This is a genomic window from Mesorhizobium sp. WSM1386, from assembly GCF_055901595.1.
In genome coordinates this window covers 181,888-201,830 of sequence record NZ_CM148373.1, presented here as the reverse complement: position 1 = coordinate 201,830, position 19,943 = coordinate 181,888, and the positions used below count along the sequence as shown (strand labels likewise).

Annotated in this window: 14 protein-coding genes; 6 read left to right on the top strand and 8 right to left on the bottom strand. The window is 64.3% G+C overall.

What is annotated here, in order from left to right:
• Positions 1–61 precede the first annotated feature (61 nt).
• The 3 genes from AC0NIH_RS00915 to AC0NIH_RS00905 form a co-directional block, all read right to left on the bottom strand.
• Positions 62–2,863, bottom strand: a complete 2,802-nt coding sequence (locus tag AC0NIH_RS00915) for a [protein-PII] uridylyltransferase (RefSeq protein WP_473466299.1) — start codon at positions 2,861–2,863, stop codon at positions 62–64.
• Positions 2,864–2,952: 89 nt separating this feature from the next.
• Positions 2,953–3,750, bottom strand: a complete 798-nt coding sequence (locus AC0NIH_RS00910; RefSeq protein WP_140570410.1) for a glycosyltransferase family 25 protein — start codon at positions 3,748–3,750, stop codon at positions 2,953–2,955.
• 209 nt (positions 3,751–3,959) lie between these two features.
• Positions 3,960–4,802, bottom strand: a complete 843-nt coding sequence (locus tag AC0NIH_RS00905; protein WP_473466303.1) for a glycosyltransferase family 25 protein — start codon at positions 4,800–4,802, stop codon at positions 3,960–3,962.
• A gap of 190 nt (positions 4,803–4,992) precedes the next feature.
• On the opposite strand from AC0NIH_RS00905, the gene AC0NIH_RS00900 reads away from it, so the two are divergent.
• From AC0NIH_RS00900 to AC0NIH_RS00890, 3 genes are all read left to right on the top strand, one after another.
• Positions 4,993–7,491, top strand: coding sequence for a heavy metal translocating P-type ATPase (locus AC0NIH_RS00900; RefSeq protein ID WP_473466306.1), 2,499 nt, complete (start codon positions 4,993–4,995; stop codon positions 7,489–7,491).
• 43 nt (positions 7,492–7,534) lie between these two features.
• Entirely contained in the window at positions 7,535–7,927 is a 393-nt protein-coding gene (copM, locus tag AC0NIH_RS00895; protein ID WP_023775793.1) for a CopM family metallochaperone, read from the top strand.
• Positions 7,928–8,012: 85 nt separating this feature from the next.
• A complete protein-coding gene (locus AC0NIH_RS00890; RefSeq protein WP_473466309.1) occupies positions 8,013–8,858 on the top strand; it encodes an aldo/keto reductase in 846 nt (281 codons plus the stop codon).
• An 81-nt stretch (positions 8,859–8,939) separates the two neighbouring features.
• On the opposite strand, the gene mutS is transcribed toward AC0NIH_RS00890, so the two are convergent.
• Positions 8,940–11,669, bottom strand: a complete 2,730-nt coding sequence (gene mutS, locus AC0NIH_RS00885) for a DNA mismatch repair protein MutS (RefSeq protein ID WP_473466311.1) — start codon at positions 11,667–11,669, stop codon at positions 8,940–8,942.
• 211 nt (positions 11,670–11,880) lie between these two features.
• On the opposite strand from mutS, the gene AC0NIH_RS00880 reads away from it, so the two are divergent.
• On the top strand, positions 11,881–14,160 hold the full coding sequence (locus tag AC0NIH_RS00880; protein WP_023775790.1) for an NADP-dependent malic enzyme: 2,280 nt from the start codon (positions 11,881–11,883) through the stop codon (positions 14,158–14,160).
• A gap of 62 nt (positions 14,161–14,222) precedes the next feature.
• On the opposite strand, the gene AC0NIH_RS00875 is transcribed toward AC0NIH_RS00880, so the two are convergent.
• Both AC0NIH_RS00875 and AC0NIH_RS00870 read right to left on the bottom strand, forming a co-directional pair.
• Positions 14,223–14,909: an antitoxin Xre/MbcA/ParS-like domain-containing protein gene (locus tag AC0NIH_RS00875; protein ID WP_473466314.1), complete on the bottom strand. Its 687-nt coding sequence runs from the start codon at positions 14,907–14,909 to the stop codon at positions 14,223–14,225.
• Positions 14,910–15,181: 272 nt separating this feature from the next.
• On the bottom strand, positions 15,182–16,174 hold the full coding sequence (locus AC0NIH_RS00870) for an adenosine kinase (protein ID WP_140570392.1): 993 nt from the start codon (positions 16,172–16,174) through the stop codon (positions 15,182–15,184).
• A gap of 224 nt (positions 16,175–16,398) precedes the next feature.
• Between AC0NIH_RS00870 and AC0NIH_RS00865 the strand changes: the two genes are divergently transcribed.
• Both AC0NIH_RS00865 and AC0NIH_RS00860 read left to right on the top strand, forming a co-directional pair.
• Positions 16,399–17,301, top strand: a complete 903-nt coding sequence (locus AC0NIH_RS00865) for a DMT family transporter (protein WP_473463529.1) — start codon at positions 16,399–16,401, stop codon at positions 17,299–17,301.
• A gap of 88 nt (positions 17,302–17,389) precedes the next feature.
• The gene (locus tag AC0NIH_RS00860) at positions 17,390–18,097 is read left to right on the top strand and encodes a sulfate transporter family protein (RefSeq protein WP_473463518.1); all 708 of its coding nucleotides are present in this window, start codon (positions 17,390–17,392) and stop codon (positions 18,095–18,097) included.
• A 57-nt stretch (positions 18,098–18,154) separates the two neighbouring features.
• Here the strand turns inward: AC0NIH_RS00860 and AC0NIH_RS00855 are convergent, their stop codons facing one another.
• Positions 18,155–18,955, bottom strand: a complete 801-nt coding sequence (locus AC0NIH_RS00855) for an isocitrate lyase/PEP mutase family protein (protein WP_473463516.1) — start codon at positions 18,953–18,955, stop codon at positions 18,155–18,157.
• Positions 18,956–19,034: 79 nt separating this feature from the next.
• The gene (locus AC0NIH_RS00850) at positions 19,035–19,883 is read right to left on the bottom strand and encodes a hypothetical protein (RefSeq protein ID WP_473463514.1); all 849 of its coding nucleotides are present in this window, start codon (positions 19,881–19,883) and stop codon (positions 19,035–19,037) included.
• Positions 19,884–19,943 lie beyond the last annotated feature (60 nt).

Here is a 19,943-nt window from a genome sequence, read left to right as displayed (position 1 = left end):
ATTTGCCGTTTCCGTGAAACGGCGAATAGCTCTGGAGATTGGGACAAAGTGATGATGGCTCTCACTCGGCCGCCGCCTTGGCCCTGCCGCCGCGCTCCGGCGCGGCGCCTTCAAGCGTCGCTATCAGCCGGTTGCGGATGGTGGCAATGCGCGCCGGACTGTCGATCTTCTGGCCGGTAAGGTCGGTGACGTAGAAGGTGTCGATGACCTTTTCGCCGAACGTGGTGATGTGGGCCGACGCAATGTCGAGCGACAGGTCGGACAGGGTTCTGGTGATCTCCGACAGCAAGCCCGGGCGGTCGAGGCCCTCGACCTCGATGACCGAAAAGCGGTTTGACAGCGCATTGCGGATTTCGGCGCGGGGCGGGATTTTGAACACCTTCGAGCCGCGCCGTGGCTTGGTGCGCTTCTCGATCATCTCCGGCAGCCAGCTCTTGCCCGACAGCACATCCTCGATCAGCCGGCCGACACGCTCGGCGCGCCGCCGTTCGTCCTCGTCACGGTCGAACTCCCTCGAGATCAGGATCGTGTCGAGGGCGCGGCCGTCCGACGTGGTGAAGATCTGCGCGTCGACAATGTTGCCGCCGGCGCCGGCGCATGCCCCGGCAATGACGGAGAGAAGACGCGGATGGTCCTGCGCCAGCACGGTGATTTCGGTCACCGCTTCGAACTGGTGCGTCTTGACCATGGTGGCAAGCTTTTTGCCCGCCGCATCCGCATCGCGGATGAATTCGGCATGGCGAAGCTGGTCCGGCAGGTCGACGGTCAGGAGATAATTCTCGTAGTGCTGGCCGACATAGCGTTTGCGGGCCTTGTCTGGCCAGTCGGCGAGCGCCTCGGCCAGACGCTCGCGCGACGCCGCCGTCCGCTGCGCACGGGACACTTCCGAGAAGCCGCCGGTCAAAAGCAGTTCGGTCTCATAGTAGAGCGTGCGCAGCAACTGGCCCTTCCAGCCGTTCCAGACACCTGGTCCGACGCCCCTGATGTCGCAAACGGTCAGGATCAAAAGCATCTTCAGCCGCTCGACCGACTGCACGATCGCGGCGAAATCCTCGATGGTCTTGCGGTCGTTGAGATCGCGGGTCTGCGCCGTCATCGACATCACGAGATGGTTCTCGACCAGCCAGGCAACGGTTTCGGTATCGGCCGGCGACAGCCCCATATGCGGGCAGATGCGGCGTGCGATCCGGGCGCCGGCCTCCGAATGATCCTCTGGCCTGCCCTTGGCGATGTCGTGCAGCAGCACCGCGACATAAAGCGCCTCGCGGCTCTTCTTCAGGCCAGGCATCAGCGAATGCGACAGCGGATGCACCTTCTCGCCATCGCCGCGCTCGATCTCGGCCAGCACGCCGATACAGCGGATCAGGTGCTCGTCCACCGTGTAGTGGTGGTACATCGAGAACTGCATCATGGCGACGATCTTGCCGAAATCCGGGATCAGCCTGCCCAGCAGCCCGGCCTCGTTCATCCGGCGCAGGTTGAGTTCGGCATTGCGGTCCGACGTCAGGATGTCGAGGAACAGCCGGTTGGCCTCCTCGTCGCGCCTGAGCGACTTGTTGACCAGGCCGAGCGAGCGGGTGAGCAGCTTCAGCGCATCGGGGTGGAATTCCAGACCGTGCTTGTCGGCGAACCAGAATAGTCTGAGCAGATTGACCGGATCGCGTTCGAACACCTGGTCGTCGGCGATGTTGATGCGGTGGTTGTCGACAATGAAGTCCGACGTGCCGGCAAGCTTGCGCTTGCGGCGCTGGAAGGTGAGAAAGATGCGGTTGAAGCCAGGCACATGCTTGGCCTGCTCCTCCTCGAGTGCCGCGCAGAAGATGCGCGTGAGGTCGCCGACATCCTTGGCGACGAGAAAGTAGTGTTTCATGAAGCGCTCGACCGCCGACAGGCCGGGATGCGTCGTGTAGCCCAGCCGTTCGGCGATCTCGCGCTGGATGTCGAAATGCAGCCGCTCCTCGGCTTTCCCGGTGAGGAAATGCATATGGCAGCGCACCGCCCACAGGAAGTCCTCGGCCTTCTGGAACTCGCGGTACTCGGCGTCGGTGAAGACGCCCTTCTCGACCAGTTCTTCTCCGGTGCGCACCCGGTAGAAATACTTGCCGATCCAGAACAGCGTCTGCAGGTCGCGCAGGCCGCCCTTGCCGTCCTTGACGTTGGGCTCGACCAGATAGCGGCTTTCGCCGGCCTTGGCGTGACGCTCGTCGCGTTCGGCAAGCTTGGCCTGGACATATTCCGGGCCGGTCGTGCGCACCACCTCATGGTCGAAGCGCAGCATCAACTCTTCATAGAGCTTGCGTTCCCCCCACAGGAAGCGCGCTTCCAGGATCGAGGTGCGAATGGTGATGTCGGTGCGCGACAGCCGCAGACACTCGTCGATATTGCGGGTGGCATGGCCGACCTTCAGTCCGAGGTCCCACAGCATGTAGAGCATGTATTCGACTGTCTGTTCGCCCCACGGCGTCTGCTTGTAGGGCAACAGAAACAGAAGGTCGATGTCGGATCCCGGCGCCAGCGTGCCGCGCCCATAGCCGCCAACCGCAACCACGGCCATGCGCTCGGCCGACGACGGGTTCTTCACCGGGTAGACATGGGTCGCGGCGAAATCGTAAAGCGCCCGGATCAGCTGATCCATCACATGCGACAGCCGCTCGGCGCAGGCATTGCCGCCGCCATCCTCTCTCAGCATGGCCTCGGTTTTTCTGCGGCCTTCGGCGAGCCGGCCCTTGAGAAGCTGGAGAGCGGCCGTGCGGATGATAGCGCTGGAACCATCGCCGGCGCTCGCCGCGGTCAGAGCGGTCATCTCGCGGCGCAAGGCTTCGCCGTCGATCAGTTCATTGAGCTTCAGGGAGATTTTCGCCATAGGTACCGGTTGGCCTTGCCTTTTGGGCGGCGTCTATAGCGCGTTTTCGCGGCGCTGGGTATGGGGCCGGCCGACAGCCCGGAATCGGCCTAGTCGGTTGCCTCGATGGGGCCGAAGGGCACGACAATCTGCCGCCGCAGCCTGCAGAAGTCGGCGATCCACCTCACGGTTCGCCCGGCTTCCCTGCTGATTCTCACGGCTGTCGGCTTGCTCTGCCTTGCCATAAGCCCGCTCGCGGTCCGTGCGGCATCCCGTTCCTGGTCAAGCAGGCTCGGCAGCCTGTCGCCGACGAACTGGTCTTGCGCGCAGAGCGCGGGAACAAGCTGGTAGATATTCCTGCCGGCCGACATAGCGGGGTTAAAGATGAGATCGTCGACAGCTATATTGACCTGCGCCGTTGCCTCCAGAAACTCGCGCGCCATTTGCCGCGAGAGGAGATAACCCCCAGCCCCTGGATGGCCCTTGCGGAGCCGGACCGTGGAAAAACCGTGTCCGGCAGGGGCCCTTCTCCTTTGGATCACGGTTCTGGAGAAGAACGTCTCGAGCTTCACGACGTCCGCGTCCGCCGGAACCCAGCTCGTATCGCCCAGCAACGCACCGGCTCTGCCGGAAAACACCATGTCGTCCTCGAAGACGGCGCCGTACGGGGCGTCGTCCTGGGCGATGATCGTCCAGCAGGCACGATGACTATGCAGGCAGGCAATCTCGCTGCCGGCGAGGGGCCGGATGGCATGTATCGCGTGCTGCGGCTGCTGCACCAGATTGGGATGTTCCTGGGCATCGATCCCCGCGACCCGCTCGAACCCAATGCCGATGCGGGCGAACTCCGATGTCATGTGGACAAGTCGGTCGGGAGATCGATCGAGATTGATGACCAGGCGCTTCATTTGACGAAATCGTGTCTTTCGGGAGTGGCGGCGTTCTCTAGCACACCGGAGCCGGTGTCTGCTGACTTTTTAAGAGTATTTTGCACCGTGATGAAATGATAGGGCCGAAATGGTCAATTTCTACTTTGCCGGCCACAGCAAGTTCGAAGCAGTGCCTGAACCAAAACTACCGGGCTTTCGGATACGGATCGGTCTTGCCCTTTGGGCGTCTAAAGCGCGTTCTCGTTGCCGCCGGCGGCCAGGCAAGACATCGGCTCTTCCGCAGGGGGATCGAGCGCAACGACCGTATAATGCCGCAGCTTGCAGTGATCGATGACCCACTCGACGACCCGCCTGATTTCTACCCTTATCTTCTCGGCGACGGGCTTTCTGCGCTTGATGGTCAGCCCGCTTGCGACCCATTCGGCTTCGCGCTCTTCGAAAAGCAGGCTTGGCAATCTGTCGCCCACGAACTGGTCCTGCGCACAGAGTGCGGGAACAAGCTGGTAGATCGTCTTGCTTGCCGACGTCGGGAACGCGGGGTTGAAGAGGAGATCGTCGGCAGCTGCGCTGGCCTGCGCGGTAGCTTCCAGGAGGTCGCGCGCCATCTGCCTGGAGACGATGTAGCCGCCGGTCCCCATATGGCTCCTGCGAAGCCTGAACATGGAGAAGCCGTTGCCGACGGCGATCCTTTTCCTCTGGATCATGGTCTTGCTGAAGAATGTTTCGAGTTTGATGGCGTCGGCATCGGACGGAATCCAGCCACTATCGGCCAGAAGGGCACCGGCTTTCGCGGAGAACACAACATCGTCCTCGAAGACGGCGCCATAAGGGGCATCGTCTTGAGCGATGATCGACCAGCAGGCGCGATGGCTGTGCATGCAGGCGACCTCGCTGGAGGACAGGTGCCGGACGGCGTAGATCGCATCTTGTGGCTGCAGCACCAACTCAGGATGGTCACGGGCATCGGTTGCGACGATTCGCTCGAAGGCGATGCCGATGCGGGCAAACTCCGCCGTGATGTGGGCGAGCCGGTCGGGAGACCGATCAAGATTGATGACCAGACATTTCATTGATTTACCGGGATTCGAATTGTTGTCGGAAGGCCGAGCGTTAGCACACGCAGCGCTGCGGAATGTCGACTTTTTCTGGGCGAACAGCCGGGTCGAGCCTCGAAATACGAATAATCATAACGGCCCTTGACCTTCCAGTTACTGGAAGCACTACCTCCGGCTGGAAGCAGTTTGCTAAGGGCATTTTGGAATGGCGCATTCAGATCACGATCATCACACACATGGCGGCTGCTGCGCGCCGAAAGCCGCGGCCGTGGACGCGGTCCTGCGCGATCCGGTCTGCGGCATGACCGTGGATCCGGCCGCCGGCAAGCCGACAGCAGAACATGGCGGCCGGCTCTATCATTTCTGCAGCGAAGGCTGCCGCACGAAATTCCTGGCTGAGCCGGAGAAATACCTGACGGCCACCGACCCGGTCTGCGGCATGAGCGTCGATCGCGCCACGGCCAGGCACTTTGTCCGCGATGAAGGCCAGGGCTTCTATTTCTGCTCCGCCGGCTGCAAGGCCAAGTTCGAGGCGGCCCCGCAAGCCTATCTCGGCGACAGGCCGGCGCCCGCGCCGATGCCCAAGGGTACGCAGTACACCTGCCCCATGCATCCCGAGATCGTCCGCGACAAGCCCGGTGCCTGCCCGATCTGTGGCATGGCGCTGGAGCCAATGGGCGTGCCGACTGGCGATGAAGGGCCTAATCCGGAGTTGGTCGACTTCACCAGGCGGTTCTGGGTCAGCGCGGCCCTGTCGATCCCGCTTCTGATCGTCGCCATGGCGCCGATGGTCGGCCTGTCGTTCGAGGGACTGGTCGGGGATCGCACAAAGGTCTGGATCGAGCTGGCCCTGGCAAGCCCGGTGGTGCTTTGGGCCGCCTTTCCCTTCTTTCATCGCGGCTGGGAATCGATACTCAACCGCAGCCCCAACATGTGGACGCTGATTTCGCTCGGTGTCGGTGCCGCCTATCTCTACAGCGTCGTCGCCACGCTGTTCCCGGACATTTTCCCGCATCAGTTCCGCGGCCATGGCGGTGCGGTGCCGGTCTATTTCGAGGCCGCCGCCGTCATCGTCGCGCTGGTCTTCCTCGGCCAGTTGCTGGAATTGCGCGCCCGAGAAAAGACCGGCTCGGCAATCCGCGCTTTGCTCGATCTGGCGCCCAAGACAGCGCGGCGGATCGCCGAAGACGGCTCCGAGAGCGACGTCCCGCTGGACGGCGTCAAGGCCGGGGACCGCTTGCGCATCCGGCCGGGTGAAGCCGTGCCGGTCGACGGCACCGTGCTCGAAGGCCGCTCTTCCATCGACGAATCGATGATCACGGGCGAGCCGTTGCCGGTCGAAAAGACCGAAGGCAACGCACTCACCGGCGGCACACTCAACAGGCAAGGCTCGCTGATCATGCGCGCCGAACGGATCGGTTCCGAGACCACGCTCGCGCGCATCGTCGAACTCGTCGCCAAGGCACAGCGCTCGCGTGCGCCGATCCAGGGGTTGGCAGACCGCGTTTCCTTCTACTTTGTTCCGGCCGTCGTCCTGGTTGCCGTCGCGGCCTTCATCGCCTGGGCGGTCCTTGGTCCCGAGCCCAGCCTGGTCTTTGCCGTCGTCTCGGCGGTCTCGGTGCTGATCATCGCCTGTCCCTGTGCGCTTGGGCTTGCCACGCCGATGTCGATCATGACCGCCACCGGTCGCGGCGCTCTTGCCGGCGTGCTGATCAAGGAGGCCGCCGCGCTCGAACGCTTTGCCTCCGTCGACACGCTGATCGTCGACAAGACCGGCACGCTGACCGAAGGCCGGCCGAAGCTGACCGATATCGTGGCTGCCAGCGGCTTTGCCGAGGACGAATTGCTGGCGCTTGCGGCAAGTCTCGAGAAGGGGTCTGAACACCCCTTGGCCGAGGCCATCGTCGAAGGTGCCGTGGCGCGCGGCGTGACCGTCGCCGACGTCGGCGATTTCGAGGCGACCACCGGCAAAGGCGTTTCCGGCACCGTGTCGGGCAAGACGGTCGCGCTCGGCAATACCGCGATGATGCGCGACCTCGGCGTCGATGTTTCCGCCGTTGCGGCCATCGCCGAGGCGTTGCAGGGCGACGGCAAGACGGCGATGTTCGTCGCTGTCGGCGGCAGGCTGGCCGGCATCGTCGCCGTTGCCGATCCGGTCAAGGCGACCACCGCCGAGGCGATCAAGGCCCTGCATGACAGCGGCTTGAGGATCATCATGGCGACCGGCGACAATGAGCGCACGGCCAAGGCGATCGCCGGCCGCCTCGGTATAGACGAGGTGCGCGCCGGGCTCTTGCCCGAACAGAAGGCAGCCCTCGTCGACGAGTTGCGCGGCGGGGGCGCCGGCGTTGCCATGGCCGGTGACGGCGTCAACGACGCACCCGCGCTTGCCGCCGCCGATGTCGGCATCGCCATGGGTACCGGCGCCGATGTCGCGGTCGAAAGTGCCGGCATCACCCTGGTCAAGGGCGATCTCAACGGCATCGTGCGGGCGCGCACGCTGGCCCAGGGCACCATCCGCAACATCCGCCAGAACCTGTTCTTCGCTTTCCTCTACAATGTGCTTGGCGTACCGGTCGCCGCCGGCGTGCTCTATCCGCTCACCGGCACGCTTTTGTCGCCGATGCTGGCGGCGGCGGCGATGAGCCTGTCGTCGGTGTCGGTGATCGCCAACGCATTGCGGCTGAGAACGTTGAAACTCTGATCCAAGCCCCCAAATACGAAATCCCTGCAACAGGAGACCATGAATGACCTTGGCTAAGAAACTCGTGCTTTTGCTGATGGCAGCCGGAATGCTGCTTGCCGTCTTCCTCGAAAGCGTCCCGGCGCAAAGCGAAGAGATGAAACACGACATGGCCGGCATGGCGATGGGCGCGGAAAGCCCGTCGACAGAGGGCTACAAGGCGGCGATGGACAAGATGCACGCCGGCATGATGGCCTCGCAATATACCGGCAATGCCGACGTCGATTTCGTTCGCGGCATGATCCCGCACCATCAGGGCGCCATCGACATGGCCAAGGTCGAGCTTGCCAATGGCAAGGATCCGGAAATCCGCAAACTGGCCAAAGGGGTCATCGCCGCGCAGGAGACCGAGATCAAGCAGATGCGGGACTGGCTCGCCGCCCATCCGGTGAAATAGGCCTCCAACAGGTCGCCGGCGGCGAGAACGCCTCTGGATTTCTCGCCCGGCCTGTGATGCGATCCGACCCCGAACGGAGCCTGCCATGCCATCGACCGTCAGAACCACCACGCTGCCCTCCGGCGAAGCCATTGCCGTTCTCGGCCAGGGCACATGGAAAATGGGCGAGGATATCAGGCGCCGTGGCGATGAGGTCGCTGCTCTCAAGCTTGGCCTCGATCTCGGCGTCACGCTGATCGACACCGCCGAGATGTATGCCAGCGGCGGTGCCGAGGAAGTGGTGGCCGAAGCCATCGCCGGCCGCCGTGCCGAGGTTTTCCTGGTCACGAAGGTTCTGCCGTCGAACGCTTCGCGCGCGGGCGTGCAGCGCGCCTGCGAGAACAGCCTGAAGCGCCTCGCCACCGACCGCATCGATCTCTATCTCTTGCATTGGCCTGGCAGCGTGCCCTTGGCGGAGACGGTCGAAGCCTTCGAGGCGCTGAAGAAAGCCGGCAAGATCCGCCACTGGGGCGTCAGCAATTTCGACATCGAGGAGATGGAAGACCTCGCCGGCTTACCCAATGGCGGCAATGTCCAGACCAATCAGGTGCTTTACAATCTGGTCCGGCGCGGCCTCGAGTTCGATCTGGCGCCCTGGAGCCGGAAGCGAGGCATTCCGCTGATGGCCTATTCGCCGGTCGAACAAGGTGCATTGGCGCGCAATGCCAGGCTCGACGCGGTCGCCGCCCGCCATGGCGCCACCGCGGCACAGATAGCCCTGGCCTGGGTGATGCAGCAGGAGGGCGTCATCTCCATTCCCAAGGCCAGCAGCCAGGAGCACGTCCGCCAGAACTTTGCCGCGCTCGACATCAAGTTCACCGGTGAGGATCTCGCCGATCTCGACCGCGCCTTCCCGCCGCCGACGCGCAAGCGCGGACTGGAGATGATCTAAGCGCGGCGATGAAGCTGCCAATCTCCCCCTCAAGTGGGGAGATTGGCGGTTTCGGCGATGCAGCCATGCCCACAGCCCAATCTACTTTCCCGCCAGCCCCTTCAGTCGGTAAAGCGCCTCCAGCGCTTCCCTTGGTGTCATCTCGTCGGGGTTGATGTCGCCGAGTGCTGCGCCCAGTGCGTCGCTTTTCACCGGCTTCGGTGCTTCGCGCTTCACCGCCACGGAAAACAGCGGCAGGTCGTCGACCAGCCGGTTGGTCTTGCCGGAAACCTCGCCTTCCTCCAACTGGTGCAGCACCTGTTTGGCCCGGTCGACCACCGCTTCCGGCAGACCGGCGAGGCGCGCCACCTGGACGCCGTAGGAGCGGTCGGCCGCACCCTTGCCGACCTCATGCAGGAAGACGACGTCGTTTTCCCATTCCTTGACCCGCATGGTGACGTTGTGGAGCCGCGCCAGCTTGCCGGCGAGCGAAGTCATTTCGTGAAAATGGGTGGCGAAGATTGCCCGGCAGCGGTTCTTCTCATGCAGGTACTCCACCGCCGCCCAGGCGATCGACAGGCCGTCGAAGGTTGCGGTGCCGCGGCCGATCTCGTCGAGGATCACCAACGCCCGCTCGCCGGCCTGGTTGAGGATCGCCGCTGTCTCGACCATCTCGACCATGAAGGTCGAGCGGCCGCGTGCCAAATCGTCGGAAGCGCCGACGCGCGAGAACAGCCGGTCGACGACACCGATATGGGCCGATGCCGCCGGCACGAACGAGCCGGTCTGGGCGAGGATGGCGATCAGCGCGTTTTGCCGCAGGAACGTCGATTTACCGCCCATGTTGGGGCCGGTCAGCAGCCAGATCGCGCCGTTCTTGGCGCTGCCTTCCGGCGAGAGGTCACAATCATTGGCGACGAAGGGGCCGTCACCCGAACGGCGCAGGGCCTGCTCGACCACGGGATGCCTGCCGCCGGAAATCTCGAAGGCAAGGCTGGAATCCACCACCGGCCGGCACCAGGCCTCGCTTTCCGACAAAAGCGCCAATGCCGCCGAGACGTCGAGCACGGCGAGCGCATCGGCACCGGCGCGGATTTTCTCCGCCTCGCCGACCGCTTCCGCCGTCAGTGCATCGAAGGCCGCCAGTTCGATGCCCAGCGCCCGGTCGGCGGCATTGGCGATCTTGGTCTCGAGTTCGGCAAGTTCAGTCGTGGTGAAGCGCATGGCGTTGGCCATGGTCTGGCGGTGGATGAAGCGCGCCTTGGCGCCATCGCTGCCGGTCATCACCGCATGATGGTTGGCGGTCACCTCGATGTAGTAGCCCAGCACATTGTTGTGGCGGATCTTCAGCGAGCGGATGCCGGTCTCTTCGATCAGCGAGCGCTCCAGCCCGGCGATCACTTTTCGCGACTCGTCGCGCAGCGCCCGCATCTCGTCGAGTTCGCCGTGATAGCCACCGCGCAGGAAGCCGCCGTCGCGCTTGAGCAGCGGCAGTTCCTCGCCAAGCGCCTGCGTCAGATGCCGGGCGAGCGCCTGGGGCAGCGCATGAATGGCGGCTAGTGCGCTCGCCAACTCCTGGGGCAGGGCGGTCGCGGCAAAGATTTCGGCGATGGCGCCGGCCGCCTCGAAACCGGCGCGCAATGCGCCGAGGTCGCGCGGACCGCCGCGGTTGAGCGCCAGCCTGGAAAGCGCGCGCGGCATGTCGGCCACGCTCTTCAGGCTTGTCCGCACTGCCTGGCACAGCCGCGTTTCGGAGCGGAAGAACGACACCGAATCCAGGCGCGCGCCGATCGCTGCCGGGTCGGTCAGCGGCGCCATCAGCCGGTCGGCGAGCAGCCTGGCCCCGCCACCGGTCACAGTGCGGTCGATCGCCTTGAACAGCGACCCTTCGCGGCTGCCAGACAACGTGCGCAGGAGTTCGAGATTGCCACGCGTCGCCGGATCGATGAACAGCGTCGAGCCCTGTTCCTCGCGCTCGGGCCGTGACAATGGCGGGCGCTCGGCCTTCTGCGTTTTCTCGACATAGGCAATGGCGCCCGAGATCGCCGACAGCTCGGCGCGCGAAAACGTGCCGAAACTGTCCGGTGTCGCCACATCGAAGAAGCGCGCGATGCGCCCGGTGGCCGAGGCCGAATCGAACAGCGATGGCGGCTGCGGGTTGGCGACCCGGCCGAGCACGTCGAACACCGGCTTCAGCTCGGCATCGTAAAACACCGGCTCGGCGACGATCAGCTCGCGCGGATCGACGCGGAAGATGTCCGCCAGCAACCGATCGGCGGTGGTCTCGGCGACGCGGAAGGCGCCGGTCGAGATGTCGATCCAGGCAATTGCAAAGCTGTGATCGCTGCCGCCCTTCACCCGCCCCAGCGCCATCAGGAAGCTCGATTCCGACGGCGCCAGCAATTTGTCCTCGGTGATGGTGCCCGGCGTCACCAGCCTCACCACGTCGCGGCGCACCACCGATTTGGAGCCGCGCTTCTTGGCCTCGGCCGGATCCTCGATCTGCTCGCAGACGGCAACGCGAAAACCCTGGCCGATCAGCTTCTGCAGGTAGTCGTCGGCTGCGTGCACCGGCACGCCGCACATCGGAATGTCGTGGCCCTGGTGCTTGCCGCGCTTGGTCAAGACGATGCCCAGTGCCCGGCTGGCCTTTTCGGCATCGTCGAAGAACAGTTCGTAGAAATCGCCCATGCGGTAGAACAGCAGCGAATCCGGGTTCGCCGCCTTGATCTCGATGAACTGCTCCATCATCGGCGTGACGGCGGCCGCACCAGGCTGCGGCGGCGTCATCGCCTCGGGGGCGTCTGGCTCGTTCGGGCTGTGCATATTCATGCGCGGCACGCTAACAGATGTGATTGCCCGGTTTAATGCCGGAGCCTCGAAAAGCAGGGGACGACTGGCTGGTCGCTTGCCGGCATTTGCGCGCCGGCCTGCGATTCCCACGCGCTGGCGGTTTACACGCGGCGGCGCGTGGTCTTAATTCGGACCGAAACAAAGCACCCGCTTCAAGGAGGTGCTGCACCGGCGAGGAAATCAAGACATCATGGCCAGGAAAACCGAGAACAGCGGTCCGTCCGTCAGCGCGCAGGAAGCGCTCGAATTCCACGCGATGGGCCGGCCCGGCAAGCTGGAGATCGTCGCCACCAAGCCGATGACGACGCAGCGCGATCTCAGCCTCGCCTATTCGCCGGGTGTCGCCGTGCCGGTGCGCGCCATCGCCGAGGATCCGAGCCGCGCCTTCGACTACACGACGCGCGGCAACATGGTCGCCGTCATCTCCAACGGCACCGCCATTCTCGGTCTGGGAAATCTCGGCGCGCTGGCCTCCAAGCCGGTCATGGAAGGCAAGGCGGTGCTGTTCAAGCGCTTCGCCGATGTCGATTCCATCGACCTCGAGGTCGACACCGAGGATGCCGAGGAGTTCATCAACTGCGTGCGTTATCTCGGCCCCTCCTTCGGCGGCATCAATCTCGAAGACATCAAGGCGCCGGAATGCTTTATCATCGAGCAGCGCCTGCGCGAGCTGATGGATATCCCGGTCTTCCACGACGACCAGCACGGCACCGCCATCATTTCGTCCGCCGGCCTGATCAACGCACTGGAGGTCACTGGTCGCGACATGAAGACCACCAGGCTGGTCTGTAACGGTGCTGGTGCCGCCGGCATCGCCTGCATCGAGCTGATGAAGGCGATGGGTTTTGCCCCGGAAAACATCATCCTGTGCGACACCAAGGGCGTCGTCTACCAGGGCCGCACCGAAGGCATGAACCAGTGGAAGTCGGCGCATGCGGTCAAGACCGACAGGCGCAGCCTTGCCGAAGCGCTCGACGGCGCCGATGTCTTCCTCGGCCTCTCCGCCAAGGGCGCGCTGACGACCGCCATGGTGCAGTCGATGGCCAAGAACCCGATCATCTTCGCCATGGCCAATCCAGATCCCGAGATCACGCCGGAAGAAGTGGCCGAGATCCGCACCGACGCGATCATGGCCACGGGGCGGTCCGATTACCCCAACCAGGTCAACAACGTGCTCGGCTTCCCCTATATCTTCCGCGGTGCGCTGGATGTGCGGGCGACCACCATCAACGACGACATGAAAATCGCCGCCGCGCGCGCGCTCGCCGAACTCGCGCGCCAGGACGTGCCCGACGACGTCGCCGCCGCCTACCAGGGCAACAGGCCGAGATTCGGACCCAATTACATCATTCCGGTGCCGTTCGACCCACGCCTGATCTCGGCCATTCCGCTCGCGGTGGCCAAGGCGGCGATGGATTCGGGCGTTGCCCGCAAGCCCATCCTCGACCTCGACCGTTACGCGCAGGAACTGTCCGCCCGGCGCGATCCGATCGCCTCCACCTTGCAGCGCATCTATGACCGCGTGCGCCGCCAGCCCAAGCGCATCGTCTTCGCCGAGGGCGAGGAGGAGCAAGTGATGCGCGCCGCCGTCTCCTATGTGAACCAGAAGCTCGGCACCGCCATCCTGCTTGGCCGAGACGACGTCATCAAGGAGAACGCCAAGCACGCCGGCATCGACCTCAACAAGCAAGGCATCGAGATCATCAATGCCCGGCTGTCGCGCCGCAACGGCATCTACACCGACTACCTCTACGAGCGCATGCAGCGCAAAGGCTTCCTGTTCCGCGACTGCCAGCGCCTGATCAACAACGACCGCAACCACTTCGCCGCCTGCATGGTGGCGCTGGGCGACGCCGACGGCATCGTCACCGGCGTCACCCGCAACTATTCCACCGCGCTCGACGACATCCGCCGCGTCATCGACGCCAAGCCCGGCCACCGCGTCATCGGCGTCTCGATCGTGCTCGCGCGGGGTAAGACTGTGCTCGTTGCGGATACCGCCGTGCACGACATGCCCAACGCCGAGCAGATCGCCGACATCGCCGAGGAAGCGGCCGGCTTTGCCCGCCGCATGGGCTACGAGCCGAGGCTCGCCATGCTCGCCTATTCCACCTTCGGCCACCCACAGGGCGAGCGCTCCGAGCGCGTTCAGGAGGCCGTGCGCATCCTCGACAAGCGCCGCGTCGACTTCGAGTATGACGGCGAAATGGCCGCCGACGTCGCGCTCAACGCACGCGCCATGGCACAATACCCGTTCATCAGGCTGACCGGCCCGGCCAATGTGCTGATCATGCCGGCGTTCCACTCGGCCTCGATCTCGACCAAGATGCTGCAGGAACTCGGCGGCTCGACGGTCATCGGCCCGCTGCTGGTCGGCCTCAACAAGCCGGTGCAGATCGTGTCGCTGAACGCCAAGGACTCAGACATCGTCAACATGGCGGCGATCGCAGCCTATACGGCGGGGACTTGAGCGGCGATCCGGGCAGCAGGCAAGAGCCGATTGGGAGACTGTGAACGCTTTTCGAACGAAGCTCAGCCCGGTGCGAAAACCCGCGCGGCCTCGACAACCTCGTCAACCTGATCCGCTCGCAGCAGATCGATCGGTATGCGGCCGTCGAGTTGCGCCGCCGGGCGTGTCAGCCACAGCCAGGCGAGCCTCGGATTGCCGATCAGCTTGAGCACTTCGCTTATGCCCGCGACCGGCCTGCCGTCGACGAACTGCGCCAGCGGGAAAACGTGCTTGCGGCCGCCCTTGCGCAAGGCGATGACGTCGCCGCGTCGTTGCCAGCGGTGCAGGGTCGAACGAGCGATGCGGAGGTTCTCTTCCAGATAGGTCGAGCCGGCGACGCGGCCGGCCCAGTCCTCGATCAGCATCGATTCGAGGTCGTCGGGTTGCGGGGGAGGTGGTGCGCTGGCCGACAAAGGCACCGGCAGGCCGGCGGCACCGGCTTCGCTGCGGCGCGCCGCTTCCGCCGCCAGCGCGCGCACGAATTTCTGGGCAAGGCCGGGAAGGTCGGCATGGATGGTGTCGATGGCGCGCTGGTGTCTCGGCGACAGTGAGGTGACGGCGGACGCTATGCTGCCGGCAATCTTGCCGACGGAGACCACGGTGGCTTGGTTTATGGCCTCGTCATAATGGGCAAGCGCGCGTTCGACGTCTTCCGCGACCATCTCCGCGAAGTCGTCCTGTCCGAGACCGGTTGTCTGAAATCTGTTCATGCATCTGTCTTCCGGGCCGCGCTCCTCCCTTAGCCGCGACCGGTTGCTGAATTTCTAGTGCTGAAAACGAAGATCGCGACGGCAACGACCCGCGCCGCCCGACAGCTTGCTGCCTTGCATTTTGAACATCCATCTGATTGCGGGCGCGCCCCGAAATGTCAGTCGCGGGAGGCTCGCGATGTCGTGTAGGAGCGATATGTGACAGTGACGCGACGGTGAGCAGCGGGGCGCTTTTTCCTTCTCCCACAGGGGGAGAAGGAAAAAAGTGCCCCCTACAACAACCCCGCCTGCTCGGCCTCGCGGCGCAAATTCTGTCTTGGCCTTGGGCCGATCTGCTGGATCACCAGGCCGGCCGCCAGTGAGCCAAGATCACCGCAGGTCTTGAGGTCGCGGCCTTGCGTGTAGCCATGCAGGAAGCCGGCGGCGTAGAGGTCGCCGGCACCGGTCGTGTCGACCAGCTCCTTGATGGCGGTGGCCTTGATGACCACGGTCTCGTCGCCGCGCACGATGACGGAGCCTTTCTCGGACCGCGTCACGGCGGCGATCCGGCAATCCTTGCGGATCTGCGCCAGCGCCTCGTCGAACGACGATGTCTGGTAGAGCGACTTGATCTCGTGGCTGTTGGCAAAGACGATATCGACGGTGCCCGAGCGCATCAACTCGAGGAATTCGTCGCGATAGCGGTCGACGCAGAACGAATCCGAAAGCGTCATCGACACTTCGCGGCCTGCCGCGTGCGCCAGCCTGGCTGTCTGCCGGATCGCTTCCTTGGCGCGCGGCGGATCCCACAGATAGCCCTCGAAATAGGTGACCTTGGCGCCAGACGCCTTGTCGGCCTCGACGTCCTCCGGCCCGAGCTCGACGCAGGCGCCGAGATAGGTGTTCATCGAGCGCTCGCCATCGGGGGTGACGAAGATCATCGAGCGCGCCGTCGGCGGCTCGCCCTTGAGCGGTTTGGTGTCGAAGGCGACGCCCTGGGCATGGATGTCGTGCGCGTAGATTTCGCCCAGCGCATCGTTGGAAACCTTGCCGAAGAACGCGGCACGGCCGCCGAAGGAAGCGACGCCGGCCGCCGTGTTGCCGGCGCTGCCGCCGGAGGCTTCGATCGCCGGACCCATGCGGCTGTAGAGCAGTTCGGCGCGATGGGTATCGATGAGGTTCATCGCGCCCTTGATTATGCCGTTGGTTTCGAGGAATTCCTCCTCGCACTGGGCGATGATGTCGACAATGGCATTGCCGATGCAAAGCACGTCATAATCCGGCATCAATATCTCCGCCAAAAACCAGAGCCAGCTTCTTGCCATGCAGGCCGGGCGCGGGTCTAGCGATTCGAAACGGCTTTGCCTAGAGCGCGGCACTCAACTTTGGCGGATCATCCCAGCGCATCCACGTGAGGCGCTACGACAATTCGATCGTGGCCGAAGCATTTTTTCGCGGCCTTGCCTACAACTCTGGCCTGTTCGATCACAGCCCGAAGGCGAGCCAGCGGATGCCGACACGAAACGATACAATGACCGACCTGGCGCTGCTCGGCGTGCTGGCTGTATTGTGGGGCGCCTCCTACACCTTCATCAAGATCGGCGTCGAGACGATCCCGCCGATCACCTTCATTGCCGCCCGCACTTTGATTGCCGGCGCTATTCTTCTGGCCATCATCCATTGGCGTGGGCTTGCCATGCCCAGCGATGCGGCGAGCTGGCGCCGCTTCGCCTTCCAGGCATGCCTCAACAGCGTCGTCCCGTTCACGCTGATCGCCGCCGCCGAGCGTTCGGTGGATGCCGGCCTCGCTACCATCCTGAACGCGACCTCGCCGATCTTCACCTTCCTGCTCACCGCGCTGATCACCCGCCACGAACCGGTCACGCTGCGCAAACTGGTCGGCGTCGGCGCCGGCATTGCCGGCATCTGCCTCATCATCGGTACCGAAGCGCTGGGCGGTCTCGGTCATGAACTGTGGGCGCAGCTCGCCATCGTCGTGGCGACGATCTGCTATGCCGGCGCCGCGATTTTCGGCCGTGGCTTCAAAGGCCTCGATCCGATGCTGCCGGCGGCCGGTTCGATGCTCTGCGGTGCGGTGATGCTGGTGCCGCTCAGCCTGGTGGTGGACCAGCCCTGGACGCTCACGCCATCTCTGGCGTCGATCCTGGCGCTGCTCGGCCTGTCGGTGTTCTCGACGGCGCTCGCCTTCGTCATCTATTTCCGCCTCATCCACACGCTGGGCTCGGTCGGCACGACGTCGCAGGCCTATCTGCGCGTGCCGATCGGCGTCGGCATCGGCGCTGTCTTCCTCGGCGAAACCCTGGGGCCGACTGCGTGGCTCGGCATGGCTTGTGTCGTTGCCGGCGTCGCGGCCATGACCATCCCGGTTCGCAAGCCGGCGCTTGCAAGATAGCTGCGCGCTTGTGCTCATGGCTTGGGCTGCCTATCTCGGGAGCGTCCGTCCATTCGGCGGTGTCTGCTCATCGAGGGGTTGAAGCACGGTGATTTTCGACGCTGCCCGCACCGCGGCCCTTGAGCTGCTCTCACCGCCTTTTCGGGCCGTCTTCCTCAAGACGCTGGGCTTGACCCTGCTGGCGCTGGTCGCCCTGTGGTTCGGCCTGACCAGCCTTGTCGAATGGCTGGCCCTGCCATGGCTGCAGACGCTGTTGCCGGGCATACCGTCCTGGGCCGGCTGGCTGGGCGGCATCATTGCAGCAATTGCGCTCGCCTTCGGCATGGCATTGCTCGTCGCGCCGGTGACGGCCGTGATCGCCGGCCTGTTCCTCGACGATGTCGCCGAAGTGGTCGAGCGCACCGATTATCCCGGCGATCCACCCGGCCGCGCCATGCCGGCGCTGCGCTCGCTGGTGCTGGCGATAAAGTTCTTCGGCGTCGTCATCCTCGGCAACATCGTCGCCCTGTTGCTTCTGCTGGTGCCGGGCATCAACATCGCCGCCTTCTTCGTCGTCAACGGCTACCTGCTCGGGCGGGAATTCTTCGAATTCGCCGCCATGCGCTTCCGTCCGGAGGAGGAAGCCAGGGCCTTGCGCAGGCACCATGCCGGAACGGTGTTCCTCGCCGGGCTGGTCATAGCAGCCTTCCTCGCCGTGCCGCTGCTCAACCTGGTGACGCCGCTTTTCGCCGCCGCCATGATGGTGCACCTGCACAAGGCGATTTCGGCGCGGGCGGCTAACCCCTCGCGGGGCTAAACTCGGCTCAGTGGCGCGGGAATCCGCCGCCCGGCCTATTCATGAGGACTTCCCTGTTCATGAGGACTCACGAAACAGCGCCTGCAACTTGCCGAACGGCATGGCGGCGCGGGTGAAGCCGAACGTCCCGTCCTGCTGGATCTCGCGCGCCGCCGTTTCCAGCATGCCGTAGGCGAAATTGGTCAGCCACGGCCCGAGCGAAATACGCTTGACGCCGGCCATGGCGAGATCGGCGATGGTGAAGCCTGGCCGCGCCATGACATTGACCGGCTTGCTCACCGCCGAACAGATGGTGCGCACCATCTCGACGTCGTCGATACCAGGCGCATAGAGCACGTCGGCGCCTGCCTTCTCGAAGGCCTGCAGCCGCTTGATGGTGTCGTCGAGGTCGGACTTGCCCCACAAGAAGTTCTCGGCCCGCGCCGTGAAGACGAAATCGCGCTTCAGCGCCCGCGCCGCCTCCACCCCCGCCGCGACGCGCTCGACCGCGTGGGCAAAATCATAGATCGGCTTGTCGGGGTCACCTGTGTGGTCCTCGATCGAGCAGCCGGCAAGGCCCGCCGCTTCCGCTGCGAAGATCGTTTCGGCGGCCTGCTCGGCGCTGTCGCCCTTGCCTTTTTCGAGATCGGCCGAAACCGGCAGGCTGGTCGCCGCCGTCACGTCGCGGCAATGATGGATCATCTGGTCGAAGGTCACGGCGCCATCCGGCAGGCCGCGCGAAAAGGCAAAGCCGGCGCTGGTCGTCGCCAGCGCCTTGAAGCCGAACGAGCCAAGCAGCTTCGTCGTGCCGACATCCCAGGGATTGGGCATGACGAAGGTCGAGGCATGCAGGTCACGAAAGATATTACCCTTGTCCATGGCAATTCCCCCATATGTGCAGTGCGATGGCGCGGATTTTAGCTTGCCCGCCTTGCCCGGGCAAATGAATGCGCCGGGTTCAGAAGCGTTTCTCGTTCTCTGCTGCCAATTTTTCGAACGCGTCGGAATCCTTGACGTAGTGCGTCTTGTCCCAATGGTAGGTGACGGAAATCTCGTGCGACGCAGCCTTGGGCGCGGCCTCGTCACAGCTTTCACCGCTTGGCTCGGTGGCGTCGGTGACTGTCGCCTTGATGGCGGCATAAGGCTGTCCGTCCGCGATGGTCTGGAACCCGATGTCCTGCTTGCGGCTGTAGGCGCACAGCTTCTCATCGAACGTATAGATCATGTCGATCAGTTCGAACCTGTCCTTGGCAACCATGATCAGCGGCGTGGCCACATAGTTCTGGTTCGAATTGAAATGCGCGCTCATGGTTATGAGCGCGTCGTCGCCGTCGCCGATCGAAAGCTTGTTCGGCTCGCGGAAATAGGTGCCGCGGTCGACCGCGACATTGGCCGCGTCGAGCAATTTCGGTTTGGCCGTGATGTCGTACAGCGCCAGCACCGCGTAGCCCTCGGCGCTGTCGGGAGAATCGCCAAGGTCGAACAGCATCGCCAGCCGGTCCTTGCCGCCGGCCTTGATGGCCAGCACCGCGGCATTGGAAAAGCTGGAGGTCTCGGGTGGCGACCCGCCATCATCCGGTCCCTCGATGTGGCGCATGTCGATGGGCAACCCGCCCTTGTAGAAGCCGTCCTTATTAGCGGCGAGGCCCGGAATGACCATTTTTGCCAGATCGAGATAGGTCACATCGGTGCGGCCGGGCAGCGCGCTGCCGAGATCCGGAAAGCTGACGGCCTGCGCGCCGGCTACGGTCCAGCAAAGTGGCAGCAGCACCAAGGCGAGGATGAAGCGAAAGAGGTTCGTTGGCATGGACGCCTCGGGCTGTCGGGCGCACGGACCGTAGCACAGCGCCCCACGGCGTCCAGCCCG

Coding starts and splice junctions, on each gene's coding strand:
- AC0NIH_RS00915 (WP_473466299.1), bottom strand. CDS start 2,863: ATGGCGAAAATCTCCCTGAAGCTCAATGAACTGATCGACGGCGAAGCC.
- AC0NIH_RS00910 (WP_140570410.1), bottom strand. CDS start 3,750: ATGAAGCGCCTGGTCATCAATCTCGATCGATCTCCCGACCGACTTGTC.
- AC0NIH_RS00905 (WP_473466303.1), bottom strand. CDS start 4,802: ATGAAATGTCTGGTCATCAATCTTGATCGGTCTCCCGACCGGCTCGCC.
- AC0NIH_RS00900 (WP_473466306.1), top strand. CDS start 4,993: ATGGCGCATTCAGATCACGATCATCACACACATGGCGGCTGCTGCGCG.
- copM (WP_023775793.1), top strand. CDS start 7,535: ATGACCTTGGCTAAGAAACTCGTGCTTTTGCTGATGGCAGCCGGAATG.
- AC0NIH_RS00890 (WP_473466309.1), top strand. CDS start 8,013: ATGCCATCGACCGTCAGAACCACCACGCTGCCCTCCGGCGAAGCCATT.
- mutS (WP_473466311.1), bottom strand. CDS start 11,669: ATGAATATGCACAGCCCGAACGAGCCAGACGCCCCCGAGGCGATGACG.
- AC0NIH_RS00880 (WP_023775790.1), top strand. CDS start 11,881: ATGGCCAGGAAAACCGAGAACAGCGGTCCGTCCGTCAGCGCGCAGGAA.
- AC0NIH_RS00875 (WP_473466314.1), bottom strand. CDS start 14,909: ATGAACAGATTTCAGACAACCGGTCTCGGACAGGACGACTTCGCGGAG.
- AC0NIH_RS00870 (WP_140570392.1), bottom strand. CDS start 16,174: ATGCCGGATTATGACGTGCTTTGCATCGGCAATGCCATTGTCGACATC.
- AC0NIH_RS00865 (WP_473463529.1), top strand. CDS start 16,399: ATGCCGACACGAAACGATACAATGACCGACCTGGCGCTGCTCGGCGTG.
- AC0NIH_RS00855 (WP_473463516.1), bottom strand. CDS start 18,955: ATGGACAAGGGTAATATCTTTCGTGACCTGCATGCCTCGACCTTCGTC.
- AC0NIH_RS00850 (WP_473463514.1), bottom strand. CDS start 19,883: ATGCCAACGAACCTCTTTCGCTTCATCCTCGCCTTGGTGCTGCTGCCA.